Annotated in this window: 15 protein-coding genes; all 15 read right to left on the reverse strand. The window is 57.3% G+C overall.

Features of this window, described 5'->3' with window-relative positions; genetic code table 11:
• Window positions 1–67: 67 nt before the first annotated feature.
• Window positions 68–454, reverse strand: coding sequence for an NAD-dependent epimerase/dehydratase family protein (locus ACUVTU_RS09785; RefSeq protein ID WP_445889780.1), 387 nt, complete (start codon window positions 452–454; stop codon window positions 68–70).
• 106 nt (window positions 455–560) lie between these two features.
• Window positions 561–1799, reverse strand: coding sequence for an acyl-CoA dehydrogenase family protein (locus ACUVTU_RS09790; protein WP_445889781.1), 1239 nt, complete (start codon window positions 1797–1799; stop codon window positions 561–563).
• 6 nt (window positions 1800–1805) lie between these two features.
• On the reverse strand, window positions 1806–3392 hold the full coding sequence (locus tag ACUVTU_RS09795; protein WP_445889782.1) for an AMP-binding protein: 1587 nt from the start codon (window positions 3390–3392) through the stop codon (window positions 1806–1808).
• A 90-nt stretch (window positions 3393–3482) separates the two neighbouring features.
• On the reverse strand, window positions 3483–3872 hold the full coding sequence (locus ACUVTU_RS09800) for an SCP2 sterol-binding domain-containing protein (RefSeq protein ID WP_445889783.1): 390 nt from the start codon (window positions 3870–3872) through the stop codon (window positions 3483–3485).
• A 14-nt stretch (window positions 3873–3886) separates the two neighbouring features.
• Window positions 3887–5134 (reverse strand): thiolase family protein, encoded by a 1248-nt coding sequence (locus tag ACUVTU_RS09805; protein ID WP_445889784.1) that lies wholly within the window; start codon window positions 5132–5134, stop codon window positions 3887–3889.
• Window positions 5135–5181: 47 nt separating this feature from the next.
• Entirely contained in the window at window positions 5182–6063 is an 882-nt protein-coding gene (locus ACUVTU_RS09810) for a DUF2148 domain-containing protein (RefSeq protein ID WP_445889785.1), read from the reverse strand.
• A complete protein-coding gene (locus ACUVTU_RS09815; protein ID WP_445889786.1) occupies window positions 6063–6860 on the reverse strand; it encodes a DUF2148 domain-containing protein in 798 nt (265 codons plus the stop codon). The genes ACUVTU_RS09810 and ACUVTU_RS09815 overlap by 1 nt, the downstream gene beginning before the upstream one ends.
• A gap of 279 nt (window positions 6861–7139) precedes the next feature.
• On the reverse strand, window positions 7140–8864 hold the full coding sequence (locus tag ACUVTU_RS09820; RefSeq protein WP_445889787.1) for a sigma-54-dependent Fis family transcriptional regulator: 1725 nt from the start codon (window positions 8862–8864) through the stop codon (window positions 7140–7142).
• A 180-nt stretch (window positions 8865–9044) separates the two neighbouring features.
• On the reverse strand, window positions 9045–9692 hold the full coding sequence (locus ACUVTU_RS09825; RefSeq protein ID WP_445889788.1) for a GntR family transcriptional regulator: 648 nt from the start codon (window positions 9690–9692) through the stop codon (window positions 9045–9047).
• Between the two features lie 39 nt (window positions 9693–9731).
• The gene (locus tag ACUVTU_RS09830) at window positions 9732–11300 is read right to left on the reverse strand and encodes a BCCT family transporter (RefSeq protein ID WP_445889789.1); all 1569 of its coding nucleotides are present in this window, start codon (window positions 11298–11300) and stop codon (window positions 9732–9734) included.
• A 106-nt stretch (window positions 11301–11406) separates the two neighbouring features.
• On the reverse strand, window positions 11407–12669 hold the full coding sequence (locus tag ACUVTU_RS09835; RefSeq protein WP_445889790.1) for an MFS transporter: 1263 nt from the start codon (window positions 12667–12669) through the stop codon (window positions 11407–11409).
• A gap of 48 nt (window positions 12670–12717) precedes the next feature.
• Window positions 12718–14808 (reverse strand): acetate--CoA ligase family protein, encoded by a 2091-nt coding sequence (locus ACUVTU_RS09840; protein ID WP_445889791.1) that lies wholly within the window; start codon window positions 14806–14808, stop codon window positions 12718–12720.
• A gap of 3 nt (window positions 14809–14811) precedes the next feature.
• Entirely contained in the window at window positions 14812–15366 is a 555-nt protein-coding gene (locus ACUVTU_RS09845; RefSeq protein ID WP_445889792.1) for a 2-oxoacid:acceptor oxidoreductase family protein, read from the reverse strand.
• The gene (locus tag ACUVTU_RS09850; RefSeq protein WP_445889793.1) at window positions 15359–16099 is read right to left on the reverse strand and encodes a thiamine pyrophosphate-dependent enzyme; all 741 of its coding nucleotides are present in this window, start codon (window positions 16097–16099) and stop codon (window positions 15359–15361) included. Before ACUVTU_RS09850 ends, ACUVTU_RS09845 begins: the two co-directional genes overlap by 8 nt.
• Window positions 16092–17156 carry a 3-methyl-2-oxobutanoate dehydrogenase subunit VorB gene (vorB, locus tag ACUVTU_RS09855; RefSeq protein WP_445889794.1) on the reverse strand — a complete coding sequence of 355 codons (1065 nt, stop codon included), beginning with the start codon at window positions 17154–17156 and terminating at the stop codon, window positions 16092–16094. The genes ACUVTU_RS09850 and vorB overlap by 8 nt, the downstream gene beginning before the upstream one ends.
• Window positions 17157–17159: the final 3 nt, after the last annotated feature.

The following is a 17159-nucleotide window of genomic DNA, read 5'->3' on the forward strand; positions in this document are numbered from 1 at the left end:
AACCGATAAATGTTCTGATTAATCTGCCTGTTTACCTTCTGCCAGCAAGGTGCGGCCAACTTTTGCTCTAGCACTGGTGGTCAACTTTTGTGTTGACAAAAGCAGCCGAGGCGCTGGAGAGGATGATTAAGTGTTCAACCTCCAGTTCCCGGCAGAGCTCCAGGATATTCAGTGTGCCATTGACATTAATATCAAACATTAACTGTTCGTTGGGCATGGGGTTAACAATAAATGCCAGATGAACTACGGTGTGGGGTTGCAGGTAGGCCAGCCGGTCTTTCAGCCGGCGGTCGCGAAAATCGGCCTGGATAAAAACCGGATCGGTTGCTGCGGCTGGCTGGAGCGGCTGAACATCCAGGGCAATTATTTTCTCAAAGGTGGCATTTTCCGCAAGGGCATTTACCAGCCGCCGGCCAATATAGCCGGCGGCACCGGTAACCAGACATACCGTCATGGATATTTCCCTCCGCCAATCAAGGTTTTGCCCGGGTCGCGGGGAGCGACCCGGCTCTGATTATAGCAATCGAAGGGCTTTATTAATGGTGCAGCGGCGGGCGGTTTTAGGAGTATTCCTTCAGCAATGCTTCTGCTCCGGCCAGGGCCAGCACATCATTGCAGCCGTCCTCAATCAGAGCAGCCCGGCTGTCCCGGAATAGCTTTTCGATCAGGTATTCTTTGCTCAGGCCGTAACCGCCAAAAAGCTGCAGGGCGGTGCTGCAGACCTGGAAAGCAGCCCTGGTGCAATATATCTTGGAAGCTATGGAGTAGTGATGCACGGGCGGGTTGTTGCTCAGGTTGTAAACCAGGGCGTGGCGCGAATAGGCCCGGGCTGTTTCCACCTGGATGAACATTTCAAAAAGCTTTTGCTGTACCAGCTGGTGTTCGCACAGCAGCCGGCCTCCCTGACGGCGCTGGCGGCTGTACTGCAGGGCTTCTTCAAAGGCCGCCCGGGCCACGCCGGTGAAAACCGCTCCCATGGCGGCGTTAGCCAGGGCCAGCACTTGTTCCAGCACGGCTTCGTAAGTATCGGTCTGTACCAGCATGTAACGGTCGGGAATGAAAACCTGGTCAAAGAAAATTTCTCCCTGGGGCAATTCCCGTTGCCCCATTTTGTTCAGGGGTTGGCCTTTGGATACTCCAGGCAGATGCAGAGGGACAATAGCTACGCCGCCCCCGGCCATGCCCCTGCTCCGGTCAATTTGGACAAAGAGCAAGGCGTGGGTGGCCACCGCCCCGTTGGACACCCAGGCCGATTTCTGGCCGTTCAATACCCAGCCGCCGGTGGTGCGGCTGGCCGTGACCTGCGCTTTGATGGAGGGGTCGTGGAAATAAGGTGTACCGGCTACCAGCTGGTCGGAACCGTGGTCGGGTTCGGTGATGGCCCAGCAGCCCACCATGCTGCAGTTTGTGCTGGAGATGAACGGTTCCACCAGTTCTTGGATTAGTTCATCATCTCCCATCAGGCAGGCCATCATAAAGGGGAAGCAATCTACACCTATGGCCACGGTCAGCCCGGCACTACCCCAGCCCAGTTCTTCAAAAAAGATGTGCAGGGTCAGGGGGTCCAGTCCCAGGCCGCCGTATGTTTCGGGCAGCATTACTGTGTGGTAGCCCAGTTCCTTCATCTGGCGCATGGTTTGCCAGTAAAGCGAACCGGGACGGACAACCTCGGCCGGAGACATTTCGTCCAGCGCTTTGGCGGCCGGGCGCAGTACCTGACGGGCAAATTTATGGGTTTGCTCTTTGATGCTGGTTTGCTCATCACTCAGCTCCATCCACAAATCCAAATAGGTGCTCATGGGGCATCATCCCTCCCTTGTAAATACGTTGGGTGCGGCAGGGGAAAATGCTTCCCGCAGCAGGCGGTCCAGGTTTTTTTCGGAAGCGCTTTTGGGAATTTGTTCTACAACCTGTATATATGAAGGTATGTGGTTGGCGGAAAGGTGCTGGCGGCAGTAGCTGAATAGTTCCGGCGGGTCTATGGCCTGGCCGGGGGAAAAGACTACTGCTGCCACCAGGTCGCTTTCCCCGGGTGCGCCCGAGCCAGCTGGTACGCCATAAACGCATACATCGCACACAGCCGGGTGTTCGGCCAGCACTTTTTCCACTGCTTCGGGCTGGATGAATTCCCCCTGCCGGCGCAGGCCCCCTCCCTTGCGGTAGGCGAAGTAAAACCAGCCCTGGTCATCCCGGTAGCACATGTCCCCGCTGCGCAGCCAGCCGCCCCGTGTTTTGGCCGCCGAGGCCTCCGGGTTGCCGTGGTACTCCACAGTGGTGGGGCCGGTGCGCAGCCGGCTGACCAGCTCGCCTATTTCGCCCGGGGCGCATTCACTGTCATCCTCGCGCACCACTTTCATTTCCATCAATTGCTCCAGTGGTTTGCCAAAAGAACCTACCGGTCCAATCCCGGGCGGTTTATGGGCAAAGCCCCCCTCTACCGCACCGTACCACTCATGGATCTGCACTCCGAAACGTCGTTCAAATTCCAGCCAGATGGGACGCGGTGTGCCGGCGCTGATCACCAGTCGCACCGGGTTGTCGGCGTCGTCCGGCCGGGGCGGCTCGCTGTATATGCCCATCATCATGCCGCCCAGCAGGGAAAAAGTGGTGCAGCCGAACTGGCGGCAGATGTCCCAGATGCGGCTTTTAGTGAAGCGGCGGCTGATCACTGCCCGCAGACCCAGGAAAAGGGCGGGAATCAGTGTGACGGCCTGAGCATTGCCGTGGGTCAGAGAGAGGCCGGTGTAAAGAATATCGTCCGGTTTATACTGCCACACCATCCTGGCCAGCATGACATAGAGCATTAACCGTTCTTCCTTTATGCGCACCCCTTTGGGGCGTCCCGTAGTGCCCGAGGTGTAGATGATTTCCAGGGGAAAGGAACCGCCGGCCGCAGGCTCCTGCTCTGTCCCGGTATGCTGCTGGAGCAGCTGGTGCAGGGCAGGGAAGTGGGGCCGCTGCGGTGCGTCAAAGCCGTCTTTGTACAGAATGGCCGCCAGTTTATGTGGGTGCGCTTTGTCCAGCACCGGGGCAATTTTTTCATATAACTGGTTGCTAAAAATCACCCCCTGGCCCTGGCAATCGGTGAGCTGGTAAAGGATGTTGTCGGCGCTGGCCCGGGGATCGATGGGTACCAGGGTAATTCCCGTATGCGACGCGGCGTAAAGCGAGTAAATAAACTCCGGGTGGTTGTAAGCAATTAAGGCCACCGTTTCTCCCGGTTTAATGCCGCTTGCCAGCCAGAGCCGGGCCATAGCCCGGCCATTCTGGACAATATACCGGTAGGTGAGGTATTCCGGCGGGTGGGTGTCGTTTTCAAAAACAAGGACATTAAAGTCCGGCTGTTTTTGGGCCCTTTCATTTAGAGCGGCAGCCAGCTGGCCGCTGGACATAGTGGGTGCCTCCTTTCGCCTGTGCGGTTGGATAACCGTGTCTTCGCCCGTCCAATTGCCCTGCGCTGATCTCCGGCCGGCAGCGGGACACTAAAGCGGCAGACCGTGCTGGCGGCATATTTCCGGGTAAGCCTCATGCAGGGGTTTGAGCAGCGGGAGCAATTTCATCACTTTGTTCATTGCTCCCCGGGCCACAATTTGTTTGGTGGCCAGGGCGGCGGGCAGGCCGATTTTTTTCAGCCAGAAAGCGTGCGCCGTATCGCCCGACAGGGTCATCTCCACATCGGCCCGCTCCTCCAGGGGGCCGCAGTGCACTTTTTGGGGGTCAATCCAAATGACCCCATCGGGGGCGGTGAGGTGAAATTTAATGCTTAGCCCCGCCTGTTTAAATTTGGGACCCTGTTCGGGGTGGTCCAGCAATTGTTGCCAGAGCTGTCCTAGCACGGCATACATCTGGGCGCTGTTCTGAAAAACAGGCATAGCCAAAACCTCCTCTAAGGGCGGGTGGCCCTTTCCAAAATGTGGATGCACAGGGCGGCTTCTTCAAAGCCGATGTTGCCGCCGCCGTTTTCCGTCAGCCCAATGCGGGCGTTTGCCACCTGGCGGGTTCCCGCTTCCCCGCGCAGCTGGGTAACAATTTCATGTATTTGGGCCAGGCCGGAAGCGCCAATGGGGTGCCCGCGGCATTCCAGCCCGCCCGAGGTGTTGACCGGTATGCGCCCGCCCAGGCGGGTGGCACCCGATTCGGCCAGGATACCTCCTTCGCCGGGCGCGCAAAAGCCCATGGCTTCGGTCTGGTGCAGTTCGCCGAAAGCAGTGGCGTCATGCAGTTCCGCTACGTTGATATCTGCCGGCCCCAGTCCGGCCATATGGTAGGCCAGCTCCGCCGTGCGTTCGCCGATGTCTTGGCCATCTATGGGCCGGTCGCGACCCGAGGCCAGTACCGAAGCCCGCACGCGCACCGGGCGGGCGGCGGACAGTTTAGACAGGTATTTTTCCGAACAGAGGATGGCGGCCGCTGCTCCGTCGCCTACCGGCGAGCACATGGCCCGGGTGAGCGGATAGGCGACGAGTTTATCCTGCAGCACTTCCTCTACGGTCATGTTTTTCTGGATCTGGGCCAGGGGGTTTAAGCTGCCGTGCCAGTGGTTTTTGGCGGCAATTACCGCCAGCTGGTGCTGGGTAACGCCGTACTTGTGCATGTGGTATCGGGCCATTGTGGCGTAAAGATCCATGAAAATGCTCCGCCCTTCTCCCGGTGCCCCCTGTTCCGGTGCTGCGGGCAGGTTCAGATCCTGGCTTACCTCCAGCATGGTCTGGAGGTGGGTGGCCATGTTTTCCACATCCAGAGCCGAGGTGTAGGCGCGGAAAGAATAGCTTTTATCCGCATGGCTGATTTTTTCCACGCCCAAAGCCAGCACCACATCATACAGGCCGGCCGAGATGGCGGTCCAGGCCAGGTGAAAGGCTGTAGAAGCGCCGGCACAGGCATTTTCCACATTGGTGATGGGTATGCCGGCAAGGCCCAGAGGGCGCAGCATGACCTGGCCGCGAATGGTATGCTGGCCGGTGTACATACCCCAGAAAGAATTGGCCACAAAGGCCGCCTGGATATCGGCTGCTTTAAGCGCGGCGTCCTGCAGCACGCCCTGCACTGCCGCGGCCGCCAGGTCTTTTACCGTGCTTTGCGGAAATTTGCCAAAGCGGGTCATTGCACTGCCAATGACGTAAACAAAGGCCACTTTTTTCACTCCTCTAGAATTCCTCTAGAATTTTCATTCCCTGGCTTCTACTCTCCGGCTTCTGCTTGCTCCGTCTGGCTGTTTGCCGTACTTTGCCCGGGTGGGGTGTAGCGGCTGGCCACGGCGGCGGAATGCCGGTCAATCACTTCAGCCATCTCTTCCAGCAGGGCATACATTTTTTCTGCTGCCGCCTGGCTCGGCCCCACGGCGTGGAAGTGCGCTTCTTCCCACCAGCGGCTTTGCGCTTTAAACTGCGGACGACCGCTGCCGGAGAAGGCCAGAAAATGGGTGGGGATGGTCTGGAACATGGTCTTGAGGTGATCTTCATAATGGAAATGGTGGTGCATGTCCTCCCGGCTGTACCAGACCATTTCCCGGCACGGTCCCAGAGGCAGGCCCAGGATACAGGTGCAGCCGGGCAGGTAACCAAGCAGGGTGGCGGCACTGCCCGATGAGCCCTGGATCCGGTTATCCACATTGAACTGCCAGGCGGCGGCGCAGGCCCAGTCGGCGGCTATAGCCAGATCCAGAGTCAGCCAGTTGCAGGAGGGGCCGTAGGCCACCTGACCCATGGCCCGGTTTTCTTTGGCGTAGCGGGCAAATTCGCCGCAGGTGGCAAATCCACAGGCACCGCAGTTCCAGCCGGGCAGCGGGGAAATGGTGTCGGCGCCCAGCAGTACCAGCACTGGCGGGGTGCCCCGCTCGTAGTTTTGTTTAAAGGTCATGTAATCCCAGGTCACGAACTGGGAGGCTTTGGCCATGACGCTCATCAGTTCGATAATGGGCTCAAGGTCCTCGCCAGTGATTACTTCGGCCTGGAGCTTCAGCCGGCCGGTTAACTGGCTGGCTTTCAAGGCGGCCTGCACAACGTGGCCGGCCACGTTAACCAGGTAATCCTGGGCCAGTGTTAATCCAGCGTAGCGGGCCATCAATCATTTCCCTCCTCACCGGAAATGCGGGTAGGCCGGGGTATCCACTTGCGGTAGTCAAAGGTGGTCACCGTGCGGGGGGTGATGTATTGTTTGCGGGTGTTTTCCAGCACCTTGCCCATATTAATCAGATGGTAGTCGGGGTTGATGTCCACATAGGGGTTTTTGGACAGCGTGGCGGCCAGAATGCCTACAACAATAAAGGAATGACGGCAGTAACCCAGCTTTTTTCCGGCCAGCCCCACGCTGAAAAAAGGCCGGGCGTCCACCAGCAGCCGGCTGGCCAGATAAAGGGCCGAGCCCACGGCAAAACCCAGATCGCTCACCCGGGCTGTGCACAGCGGCCCCTGGAGGGGCAGCGGGCTGGAGCGGTCAGTAGCGTCCACCAGACCGCAAATATGGGGATGTTTTTCATAAAAATAGCTGCAGTCGGGCCGGCCGCCGCACATGCCGCAGCCGGCATCCAGCGCAAACTCGCCGGCCAGGCGGTTGCCCAGAAAGATGACCACATCGGATTCCCGCACCATTACCGCCTCGTACTTGAACCTGTCTCCCCAGGCCCGGTTCTGGTGGGACAGTTCTTCCATTTTACGGGCGATGTCTTCCTGCTGCTCCGGGCCGTAGACTATTTCCGCCTCCATTTGTGACACGCCGCCCGCGCAGGGAGCGGTCAGGGCGGCATTGACCATCAGCCGCGCGGCGATCAGGGTGCCCTGGCGGCGGCGCAGGTCCTGGGGGGAGTAAGGCGGGTATTCATGCATATGTTCTCTGCCGTGGAAATCGGAGATGCCGTCCATATTTACCATCCCTCCTCCTGTTTGTTGCAATGTTTGATATATTGCTAAAATTCAAAAATTAGCAATACATGTGCCATATGTACGCCCTGCAAAAATGCCGGTTTCAGGTCTTTGCAGAAACGGCTGGATATTCTGCCATCAGGTGGGCGGGGACGGCTGGCCGGGTGGGGTAAAGCCGGGGGATGAGCGCAAAGGGGCGGGTTGTGTGGCGGTGTGGTGCTGCATGTGGCTTGCTCTGCAACATGTGGCAATAAAAAAACCCGGCCTGTCACCGGGAGTTCACTGGCTTTGATTTTTCCAGTGCCGGGCGGACAGGCCCAGGCGCCTTAGCCGGCGGTAGACTGTGGAGCGGTCAATGCCCAGCAGGCGGGCGGCCTGGCGGATGTTGCCGCCGGTCTGGGCCAGCTTTTCCAGCAGCGGGTCGGACGGTGGCGGGTAGGGAAATGGGCCCGGGGAGGGGAAGGTTACGGCGTTGTAAGATGGCTTGCCTGCACCGGCGCAGCTATTCGCCCAAAACAAATATTCTGTGGCAGTATTGCTGGCATCCTGTGTGGTCGAGGGACCTGTAAGAAGCGCTGGTAACAGGTCGGGAGTGATTAACCCGCCCGGGCAAAACTCGGCAGCGCTTTCCAGGGCGTTTTTCAGTTCGCGCACATTGCCCGGCCAGGGGTAGGTTTGCAGCAATTCCCGGGTTATGGGAGACAGGGTTAAACTCTTGCCGGTATGGGCTGCTGCTTGTTGCAGGAAAGCTTCGGCCAGAGGGAGGATGTCTTCTCGCCGCTGGCGCAACGGGGGCAGGTGTATGTGTATGCCACACAGCCGGTAATACAGGTCGCGGCGAAACTGGTTTTGCGCCATTAATTTTTCCAAATTGGCGGAAGTGGCAGCAATAATGCGCACATTTACATTTACCGGGCGCGTAGTGCCGATGGGCAAAACCTGTTTTTGTTCTACAGCTCTCAGCAGGGCGGCCTGCAGGGACAGGGGAGTGTCGGCAATCTCGTCCAGGAAAAGCGTACCACCATCGGCAGCCTGAAAATAACCGGTTTTTCCCTGGCGCAGGGCGCCGGTAAAGGCACCGGGCAAATAACCGAACAATTCGCTGGCGGCCAGCTCTGGCGGCAGGGCAGCGCAGTTCACGGCCACAAAAGGACCGTTGCGGCGGGGGCTGCTCTGGTGAATGAACGAGGCAAGGACCTCTTTGCCGGTACCCGTTTCGCCGGTGATGAGTACGCTTAAACCCGTGCCGGCAGCCTGCCTGGCTCTGGCCAGCGCTTCCACGAGCTGGGGAGAACGGGCCACCACGGGTATGGAAGAAACATCCGCACCGGTCAGCTGCCCGTCTGTACAATTGTCGAGGGCAGGTTTTTGCATCAGGGTATGTTGGCGCATTTTATGAAACCATTCGTTTTCCAGTAAGTTGGCGATGGTTTTTACCCAGCCCAGGGTATGCGGGTGTAAATCCCGGTAAAATGCGGAAATATTGACTGCGCCCAGCAGTTCACCGTTTAAGGGGTCATATACCGGTGCGGCGGCGCAGTAGTAGGGGTGCCAGGTGTGACAGTAGTGTGCGGCTCCGGCCACCACCAGCCAGGTTCTTTCCTGAAGAGCTGTACCAATGGCGTTTGTGCCGGCGGCTGCTTCACTCCAGCAGGCGCCCGGCAGGAAGTTGTGCTGCTGCATGATTTCCCGGGCAGAAGGATCGGTGCAGGCGGTGTGCAGGATGACCCCGTGCGGGTTGCTCAGGACCAGCACGTAAGATGTGCCCGGGAGCAGGCGGGCCAGGTAATCCAGATGGGGGCGGGCGGTGAGCAAAAAAAGAGAGTCGTTGCTGGTAGTTTGTTGCGGGCTGGCCGGCGGAGCGCAGGATAAAAAGGGATCTAAGCCCGCCTGGCGACAGCGCAACCAGGAACGGGCAATAGGTGGATCAAGGTGAGCAGGCGGGGCGCTGCCGCTGATGAATTGCTGCCAGCCGGCAAGAAAAGGCGGGGATGGTGTACTCACGGTAATCACTCCCCTTTGGTGGCAAAATGTTTGTAAACATAAATTAACAATGATGGATATAATTGCATTATTTGATTATTATTATGCTCCGGGGCCGGGGTATAAGCAAGTGTTTTTATCTATTTGTGATAAGAATCCCCCAGGCTGCAGGGCGGCGCCAGCAGAAGAATGTAAAAGAATTTATATTAACTCATAATCAATGGTTTTCCAGTGCTTTTCCAGTACGGCCCGGGCGCCTGCGGCATCGCCCCGGCGGAAACAGTCCAACAATTCTTTATGCTGCTCATTGCAAAAGGAAAGGATTTTAAACAGCCGCTCCTGCTGGGCGTCATCGTGGCTGATATAAGTTTGGGGGATAAAATTGTAGCGCAGAGAGTTGAGCAGCTTAATCAAGGTGCTGTTGCCGCACTTGTTGATGTAAATATCGTGAAACAGGTTTTGCAAACGGGCGTATTCATTGAACTTGCGGTATTTGATGGCAATATCTATCTTTTCGGTTAATTCCTGCATTTCAGTAATATCCACTTCATCTACCCGGCTGGCGGCCAGGTATCCGGCGTGGCCGTCCAGTATGGACAGTACATCGTATATCTCCAGCTTTTCGCCCTTGTCCACCTGCTTAACAAAAAATCCCCGGTTGGGGATTTTTTCTAGCAGGTTGTCCGCCGCCAGTTGAATCAAGGCTTCCCGCACTGGCGTGCGGCTAACTCCCAGTTCCCGGCAAATTTCCAGCTCGGTGACCTTTTGATTGGGCATTAACTCGCCGTTTTGTATTTTGCGCGAGATGAATTCGTAGACCATGTTCTTCAACGCTTCCTTTTTTAGCAAATAGCTACCTCCCTTCCGGTTTATCTGCATTTTCTGCACTTAATCTGGTGTTTTTTCCGCTACCAGCAGGGGCCGGGCGGTGGAGCCAAAATCCTCCTTGAGCCACCGGTTAAGAGAAAGGGATAGCAGAAAAAGAATGAATAGTATCGGCAGGCTGGTGAGTACCGAAGAAAGTTGCACCACCTTCAATCCTCCTACCAGCAAAAGAGCCAGGCTGGCTCCGCAAAGTACCAGTGACCAGCAGAACCTGAGCGGGCGGGGTGGTTCCTGACCATCTCTAATCTGCCGGCAGCTGATCATGGCCATAGTGTAAGCGTTGGAATCAAAACTGGTGGCCGAAAATATGAGCATTAACATCAGAAAAAGGGGCAAAAACCAGCCGTTTAAGGGCAGCTGGTTCAGGATATAAACTACTACTGACTCGCCACCCTTCTGGGCCAGCAGGGCGGCCAAATCCACTCCTTGATGAATTAGCAGATGCAGGGTATAGGCACCGAAGGTCATGTAGAAAACCGCTGTGCCGGCCGAACCGACCAGTAACAGGGCAGTGATCAGCTCCCGGATGGTCCTGCCCCGGGATATTCGGGCCGTGAACAGGCCCATATAGATAGCCCAGGCTGCCCACCAGGCCCAGTAGAAGATGGTCCAATCCTGGGGAAAACCACTTTGGGCTACGGGGTCAGTGTATAGACTCATATGCCAGTAATTGTCCAGCAGATTGCCCAGGTTTTCTGTGCTCAGGGCCAGCATAAAATGGGTTGGACCACTTATCAGGACAAAAATGATTAATAACATGATACCCCAGGTGGCCAGCCTTGACAAGCGGGCGATACCGGCCTTAAGGCCTTGCCAGTTGCTAATGGCAAAAAGGGCGGTCAATAAGAGAAGAAAGCATATCTGCATTGCCAGGGTACTATCCCTGCCCAGCCAGGATGCAGCTACGGCGCTGTACATGGGCACATTGAACCCCATGGCGGTAGCTGCACCGCCCACCAGGCTTACCAGCACAAAAGTGTCCACTGCCACTGCCCACCACTGCCCGGGGGCGGTTTTTCCCCAAAAGTGGCAGGCAAAGCTGGGGGAAAGGTAGGGCTGACGGCGCACAAAGTAGGAGTAGGCAAATGCCACCGCTGGCAGGGCAAAGATGGCCCAGGCGGTAAACCCCCAGTGAAACATGCCGTAGGCCAGGGCCAGACCGGCGGCCTGGGGGGAGCAGGGCGGCAGCTGAAATGGGGGAGCAGTATAGTAATAGATGGGTTCCAGGCAGGACCAGTAAACCAGCGAGGAGCCTATGCCTCCAAAAAATATCATGGAAAGCCAGGTAAAAGTAGAAAAATCGGGTTTATCCCGGTCGTGTCCCAGCTTTACCCGGCCGTAGGGACCAAGGGCCAGCCAAATTAAATAACAGAGCAGGGCAAAGGTGCCCAGTTGCCACAGCCAGTCCAGACTGTGGGTCAATATGTGTAATAAATAATCCACATGCTTTTGCAGGGTGCTCTGTCCCCAGATCATGGGAGCATAAATAGCCAGGCATAGCAGCAGGGAACTGCCCAGTACCGGGTAGTTTACCGTGGCCGTCTGCCTGTCCGGTGGCGTAACACCTTTCATAAATAGTCACCCGCCTGTCAATTATATGTTTTGGCCAGAGGTTTTGCCAACAAGGGAAGGAACGGCAGAGGCTATTACCCGGCCTCTGCCGTTAAACCTGTCCGGGCTAGATGGCAGTTTGCCCACTTTTTTCTTCCACTGGTGAAGGCATTTTCCTGGTACGCAGGCGAATGAACAGGGAAACTCCCAGGCCCAGTACGGCCAGCAGGGTTAGAAAGAGGAAAATGTAATTGTAGCCCTGGTTGCCATATTGATCCAGCCAGCGGCCAAACATGGTGTTAAACATGAAATCGGGCAGATAGCCAATAATGGAAGCTATTCCCACTGCCGTGCCGGTCATGGCAACGGGGATGCGGCATTCGGTTATGGTGGAGTACATAATTCCGTACATCATGAGCGACACAGCGCCGGGTAGCAGAGACAGGAAAATAACCAGGGCCTGATGGGTACCCCGGGGCAGGAGCAGTACGCCCAGATAAAGAGCAATCATCAGGGAAAAGCAAAGGACAAACCAGCGGGAGGTGGAACGCAATTTGTCGGCAAAGTAGCCGCCAATGGGTGCGCAAATCAGCATAAATACATAGGTGCGAATAATGCCCAGGGCACTGGAATCCTCTACCGCCACGCCGGTAACATTGGTTAAGTAAGGGATGAAATAAGAGCCGCTGGTATAAAGGCCGTAGGTGCAGAAAATAGCGATAGAAATGGCCCAGAGCAGGGGATTTTTTAGCAGGGTGCGCACATCCTGCAAGCGGAAGCGGTCTTCCTCGTCCAAAGCGGCGGCCGGTTCTTTTTCTTCACGCAGGAACAGAGCCACCAGCAGAGCGGCCAGGGTGGTGGCGGCAGCCCCCACTAAAATGGCCATGCGCAGTCCTGTGGCCGGGTCGTCGAAACGGGCGAAGGCCCACAGGGCCAGCGCGCTCACAATGGCGGCAGTGCCTCCATTGCCGGCATAATACAGGCCGTAGAGACGGGCCTGTTCATTGGGCTCACCGGTTAAGCGAATGGCTTTGATCAGGGCGGACCAGAAAACAAATCCACTGGTTACTGCCAGCAGGAACCAGATCACTTCTGCCAGCCGGTAGTTGAAGGTGAAGGCGAAGAGAACGGATAAAGCGCTGGTACCCAGCAGGGACCAGATCAGGGCTTTTTTGGCTGAAACCCGGTCGGCCAGCAGGCCGCCGGGAATATACAAAGTCATGCAGCCGATGGCGTACAGAGTGAGCAGAAAGCCCATCTGCTCGTTATTAATATTCATTACCTGCAACACAGGGTCATAAAAGACATATTTCAGGTAAGGCAGGAAATAGATCGACCCGCCACTCAGGGACAGGGCCAGCAAGGTTAAATATTTGCGGGAATTGGACATGCTTTTCACCCCTTCTCCAGATGTGGCCCCGGGATTGACCGGGACCTGTCAGTCGGCAAACTCCAGCACCAGGGCATCTACAGCACAGATTCCTTTTTCATAAACAAACAGCGGGTTGATATCCATTTCTTTGATTACATGGCGGTGGTCGCTGGCCAGTCGGGAGATGTTTACTATCGCTTGGGCCAGGGCTTCCTGGTCCAGGGCCGGGCCGCCCCGGTAGCCTTGTAGCAGCGGTGCCGCCCGAAGTGTCTGGAGCATGGTTAGTGCTTCAGGTAAGCAGACAGGGGCCGGATAAAGCACAGTATCCCGGAACACCTCGACGAACACGCCGCCCAGGCCGCACAGTATACATGGCCCGAACTGGGGGTCATTTTTTATCCCGATAATCACCTCCAGTCCCGGTTTTTGCATCTTGCTCACCAGTACACCTTCCGGCTCCAGATGGGGATAATGCTGTCCCATAGCGCTCATGATGTGGTCGAAGGCCTTTCGCACCCCGTCATCATCCTGCACATTGAGCACTACTCCTCCCGCATCGGATTTGTGGGTGATCTGGGCACAGGAGATTTTGACGGCTACCGGATAGCCCAGCTCCCGGGCCAGGTTCACCGCTTCTTCGGGGGTGCGGGCAATACCTTCCCGGGGTACGGTAATGCCGTAGGCCTGGAGCAGCTGTTTGCTTCGCCATTCGCTCCAGGGCCGGGTGTGCTGGCTGAACTTTTCCGTCAGTGCTGGTTGTTCCGCCAGACGGATGACCGGGTCATAGCCAATGAAGTCACTCAGATAGCGCAGAATGCGAAAAGCGTAGGCGGCCGGCGGTAAAATAGGTACGCCCAGCTGGTGCAGTTTTTCGCAGTATCCGGGGTGGCGGGTGTTACCTGCAAAGGGGATCATGGCCAGGGGCTTGACCTGCCCCCGGCGGACTACCTTCTCTATACCCTCGTACATGTAATGTATGGCCGGGTCACTGATCTCTTCCAGCAGGGTGTATCCCAGCAGCAGCATGCCAATGTTGGGATCCTGCATAACGGTTTCCAGGGCTTTAGCGTAAGCGCTGGCATCATAGGACAGAGACGCGGTCATGTCCAGGGGGTTATCCGGTGTGGCATAATAGGGCAGGATTTGCCTCAGCTGTTCCCGGGTGGCCGGTTGAAAATCGGGCAGTTCAATGCCATTTAGCTGAGCCAGATCGGCACAAATGCCGGTTTCCCCTCCCGACAGGTTCAGCGCGGCAAAGGTAGGCCGGGTGGGATAAGTGGGCAGGGTGGCCAGCAGCAGAGCGGTGGCCATGAGTTCTTCTAGATCCTGTACCCGAATAACGCCGTACTTTTGGAAAATGGCTTCGTAAACCCGGTCGGCTCCGGCCAGGCTGCCGGTGTGCGAGGCCGCCAGACGGCTGCCTTTTTCCGAACGTCCGGTTTTCAGCACCACTACCGGTTTGCGCTGCCTGGCGGCTGCCTCCAGAGCTTGGATAAAGCGCCGGGCATTTTTCACTCCTTCCAGGTACATGGCCACCACCCGGGTGGAGGGGTCGTGCACCAGATAGTCCAGGTAATCCTCGGTGCTGACCAGGCTGGCATTTCCGGCGGAAATGATATATGAAAATTTCATCTGCGGGCTGTCCATCATGGACAAGCAGAGTTGTCCGCTCTGGGAAACCACGCCCACAGCTCCCCGGCGTTCCCGCTGGGCCGATAAAAAGGCGAAGGCGTGTACACCGCCGGTGTAGTTCACAAAGCCGGCACAATTGGGTCCCATCAGGGCTACATCCAGCCTCTGGCATAGTTCAGCCAGTTCCTTTTCTGCCGCTTTGCCGACCTCCGAGCCGGTTTCGGCATAGCCGCTGGCGTAGACCACGGCCCCCCGGGCCCCCCGGGCGGCGGCCTGAGTGATAATTTCCGGTACCGTATTCCGGGGGGTGCATACCACTACCAGATCAAAGGCCTCCGGAACTTCGGCAATGCTGGCATAGCAGGGTCGACCGAAAACCTGCTGCCGTTTGGGATTGACAAAATATACCCGCTCCGGGTCCATGTATTGCATGATGTTGCGGCAGGTATCGCCGCCAAAACCTTCCTTTTCACTGGCTCCCACGACACAAAGGCGCTGCGGGTTTAGTAGTTTGCTTAAGTCCATCACTTACACCTCGCTGTTTTCCCGCTGGCCACCGGCTGCTGCATAGCCGGCCCAGAAGCACTGCTGATTTAAGGGGTTATTCTTGCCTTTGGCCTGGAAAAAATTATCTACTCCCTGAGCCAGAATATTGGCCGGCAGTACGTGACTGGTGGCGGCCAGGGCACCCAGCAGGACAAGGTTTACCGCCCGGCCATTTCCCAGTTTGTCGGCTATGTCGGTAGCCGGTACACTAACTATTCTGCCGGGCGCTTGTTCAGGAAGCTGCTTTACCAGTGTGGAATTGACCAGCAGCACTCCCTCAGGCTTAAGACAGGCAGCGAACTTGTCTGCCGAGGGCTGGTTTAAAGCCAGTACCAGATCGGCCATTTTGACAAAAGGGCTGGCGATGGCTTCCGGGCTGATTTTGACCTGACAATTGGCCGTGCCGCCCCGCATTTCCGAACCATAGGAGGGGATCCAGGTAACGTGCTGGCCGTTTTGCATGCCGGTTTGTGCCAGTATCAGACCGGCAGTGAGCACGCCCTGGCCCCCGAAGCCGGCCAGGATGATTTCAGTCATGCTTTTTACCTCCCCGCAGGATAAACTCCCCCGGCCGGTACACCGGCAGCACCTTTTCCCGCAGGTACTCCAGGGCCTTGAGGGGTGGTAGTCCCCAGTTGGTGGGACAGGGGGAGACAATTTCCACAAAGGAATAGCCCTCGCCGGCCAGCTGGGCCTGGAAAGCCCGGCGCAGGTACTCTTTGGTCTTGTTGATGGCTGCCGGATCCACCACGCTGCCCCGGGCCAGATAGGCAATGGGCAGGGTGCGCAAAAACTCTATAACATTGAGGGGTTGGCCGGTCTGGGTTAAATCCCGCCCACCCGGGGTGGTGGTGGTCTTTTGTCCGCCCAGTGTGGTGGGGGCCATTTGCCCCCCGGTCATGCCGAAAACGCCGTTGTTAACAAACAACACAGTGATTTTTTCATTGCGGATGGCGGCGTAGAGGGTTTCTGCCAGGCCTATGGCCAGTGCATCCCCATCACCCTGATAGGTAAAAACCGGGTTTTGCGGCCGGCATCTTTTAATTCCGGTGGCTACTGCGGCAGCCCGCCCGTGCTGAGCTTGAATCCAGTCCACTCCAAAAGTGTCAATCATCAGGCAGGCGCAGCCTACGGCTACTACGCCAATGGCGCTGTCGGCCAGGCCCATTTCCTCCAGCACTTCGGCCAGCAGGCGGTTGACAATGCCGTGCCCGCAGCCGGGGCAATACTTGTTGTCTTCCACCAGCAAGGCAGGTTTTTGTTTAAACACAATCTTCCCCTCCTCCGCCGTTTAACAATATTTGACGGGCGGCGTCCACGATGTCCTGGGCGTCGGGGATGCGTGAGCCGGCCAGATAATTTTGCACAGGCAGGTGCATGCCGCAGGCCAGCTGCACGTCTTCACCCATTTGCCCCAGACAGGATAGCTCTACCGTGAGCAAAGCCCGGGCCCGGGGCAACTTGCGCAGGCCTTCTGAGGGGAAGGGGCAGAGGGTGCGGGGTCGGAAAAGCCCCAGGGGCAATCCTTGCCGGCGTCCCAGGTTTACGGCTTCCCGGCAGATGCGGGCCGATATACCATAGGCCACCAGCACCAGTTGGGCGTCGGCCGTTTGCCATTCTTCCCAGCGCTGTTCCCGGGCGGCCATCTGGTGGTATTTCTGTTTCAGGTACTGGTCGTAATCGTCCCGGTAATACATTACCGAGGTAATGCGTCGGAAATCTCCCCCGTTTTTGCCCTTTAAGGACCAGCTGAAACGGTTGGGGTCAGGTGTGGCAAAGGGCGGCAGTTCTACCGGCTCCATCATCTGGCTGATCGAAGCATCGGTGAGCACCAGCACCGGGTTGCGGTATTCTTCGGCTACGGTAAAGGCCTGGTAGACCATGTCTGCCGCTTCTTGTACCGAGGCGGGGGCGTAAACCGGGCAGCGGTAATCGCCGTGCCCGCCATTTTTCACTGCCTGCCAGTAATCGCCCTGGGCCTGAAAAATATCGCCCAGGCCGCTGCCATAACGCATGACATTGATGATCACGCAGGGCAGCTCGGCGGAGGCAATGTAGGATATCCCTTCCTGCATCAGGCTAAAGCCCGGCCCGGAAGAGCTGGTCAGGGCCCGAAAGCCGGCTGCGGCGGCTCCGTAAACCATGGAAATGCCCGCTATTTCTGACTCGCTTTGTAAGAATACGCCTCCCACCTCCGGCATGCGGCGGGCCAGATATTCCAGAATCTCCGACTGGGGGGTGATGGGATAGCCGGCGAAAAAGCGGCAGCCGGCCCGCACCGCCGCCTCCGCCATGGCATCATTTCCCTTCATTAATACCGGGGCCATGGC

The sequence above is a fragment of the Desulfurispora sp. genome, assembly GCF_052744395.1.

What these genes read in the sequence shown, in the direction of transcription:
- ACUVTU_RS09785 (WP_445889780.1), bottom strand. Translation starts at nt 454, where the DNA reads ATGACGGTATGTCTGGTTACCGGTGCCGCCGGCTATATTGGCCGGCGG.
- ACUVTU_RS09790 (WP_445889781.1), bottom strand. Translation starts at nt 1,799, where the DNA reads ATGAGCACCTATTTGGATTTGTGGATGGAGCTGAGTGATGAGCAAACC.
- ACUVTU_RS09795 (WP_445889782.1), bottom strand. Translation starts at nt 3,392, where the DNA reads ATGTCCAGCGGCCAGCTGGCTGCCGCTCTAAATGAAAGGGCCCAAAAA.
- ACUVTU_RS09800 (WP_445889783.1), bottom strand. Translation starts at nt 3,872, where the DNA reads ATGCCTGTTTTTCAGAACAGCGCCCAGATGTATGCCGTGCTAGGACAG.
- ACUVTU_RS09810 (WP_445889785.1), bottom strand. Translation starts at nt 6,063, where the DNA reads ATGGCCCGCTACGCTGGATTAACACTGGCCCAGGATTACCTGGTTAAC.
- ACUVTU_RS09815 (WP_445889786.1), bottom strand. Translation starts at nt 6,860, where the DNA reads ATGGACGGCATCTCCGATTTCCACGGCAGAGAACATATGCATGAATAC.
- ACUVTU_RS09830 (WP_445889789.1), bottom strand. Translation starts at nt 11,300, where the DNA reads ATGAAAGGTGTTACGCCACCGGACAGGCAGACGGCCACGGTAAACTAC.
- ACUVTU_RS09835 (WP_445889790.1), bottom strand. Translation starts at nt 12,669, where the DNA reads ATGTCCAATTCCCGCAAATATTTAACCTTGCTGGCCCTGTCCCTGAGT.
- ACUVTU_RS09840 (WP_445889791.1), bottom strand. Translation starts at nt 14,808, where the DNA reads ATGGACTTAAGCAAACTACTAAACCCGCAGCGCCTTTGTGTCGTGGGA.
- ACUVTU_RS09845 (WP_445889792.1), bottom strand. Translation starts at nt 15,366, where the DNA reads ATGACTGAAATCATCCTGGCCGGCTTCGGGGGCCAGGGCGTGCTCACT.
- vorB (WP_445889794.1), bottom strand. Translation starts at nt 17,156, where the DNA reads ATGGCCCCGGTATTAATGAAGGGAAATGATGCCATGGCGGAGGCGGCG.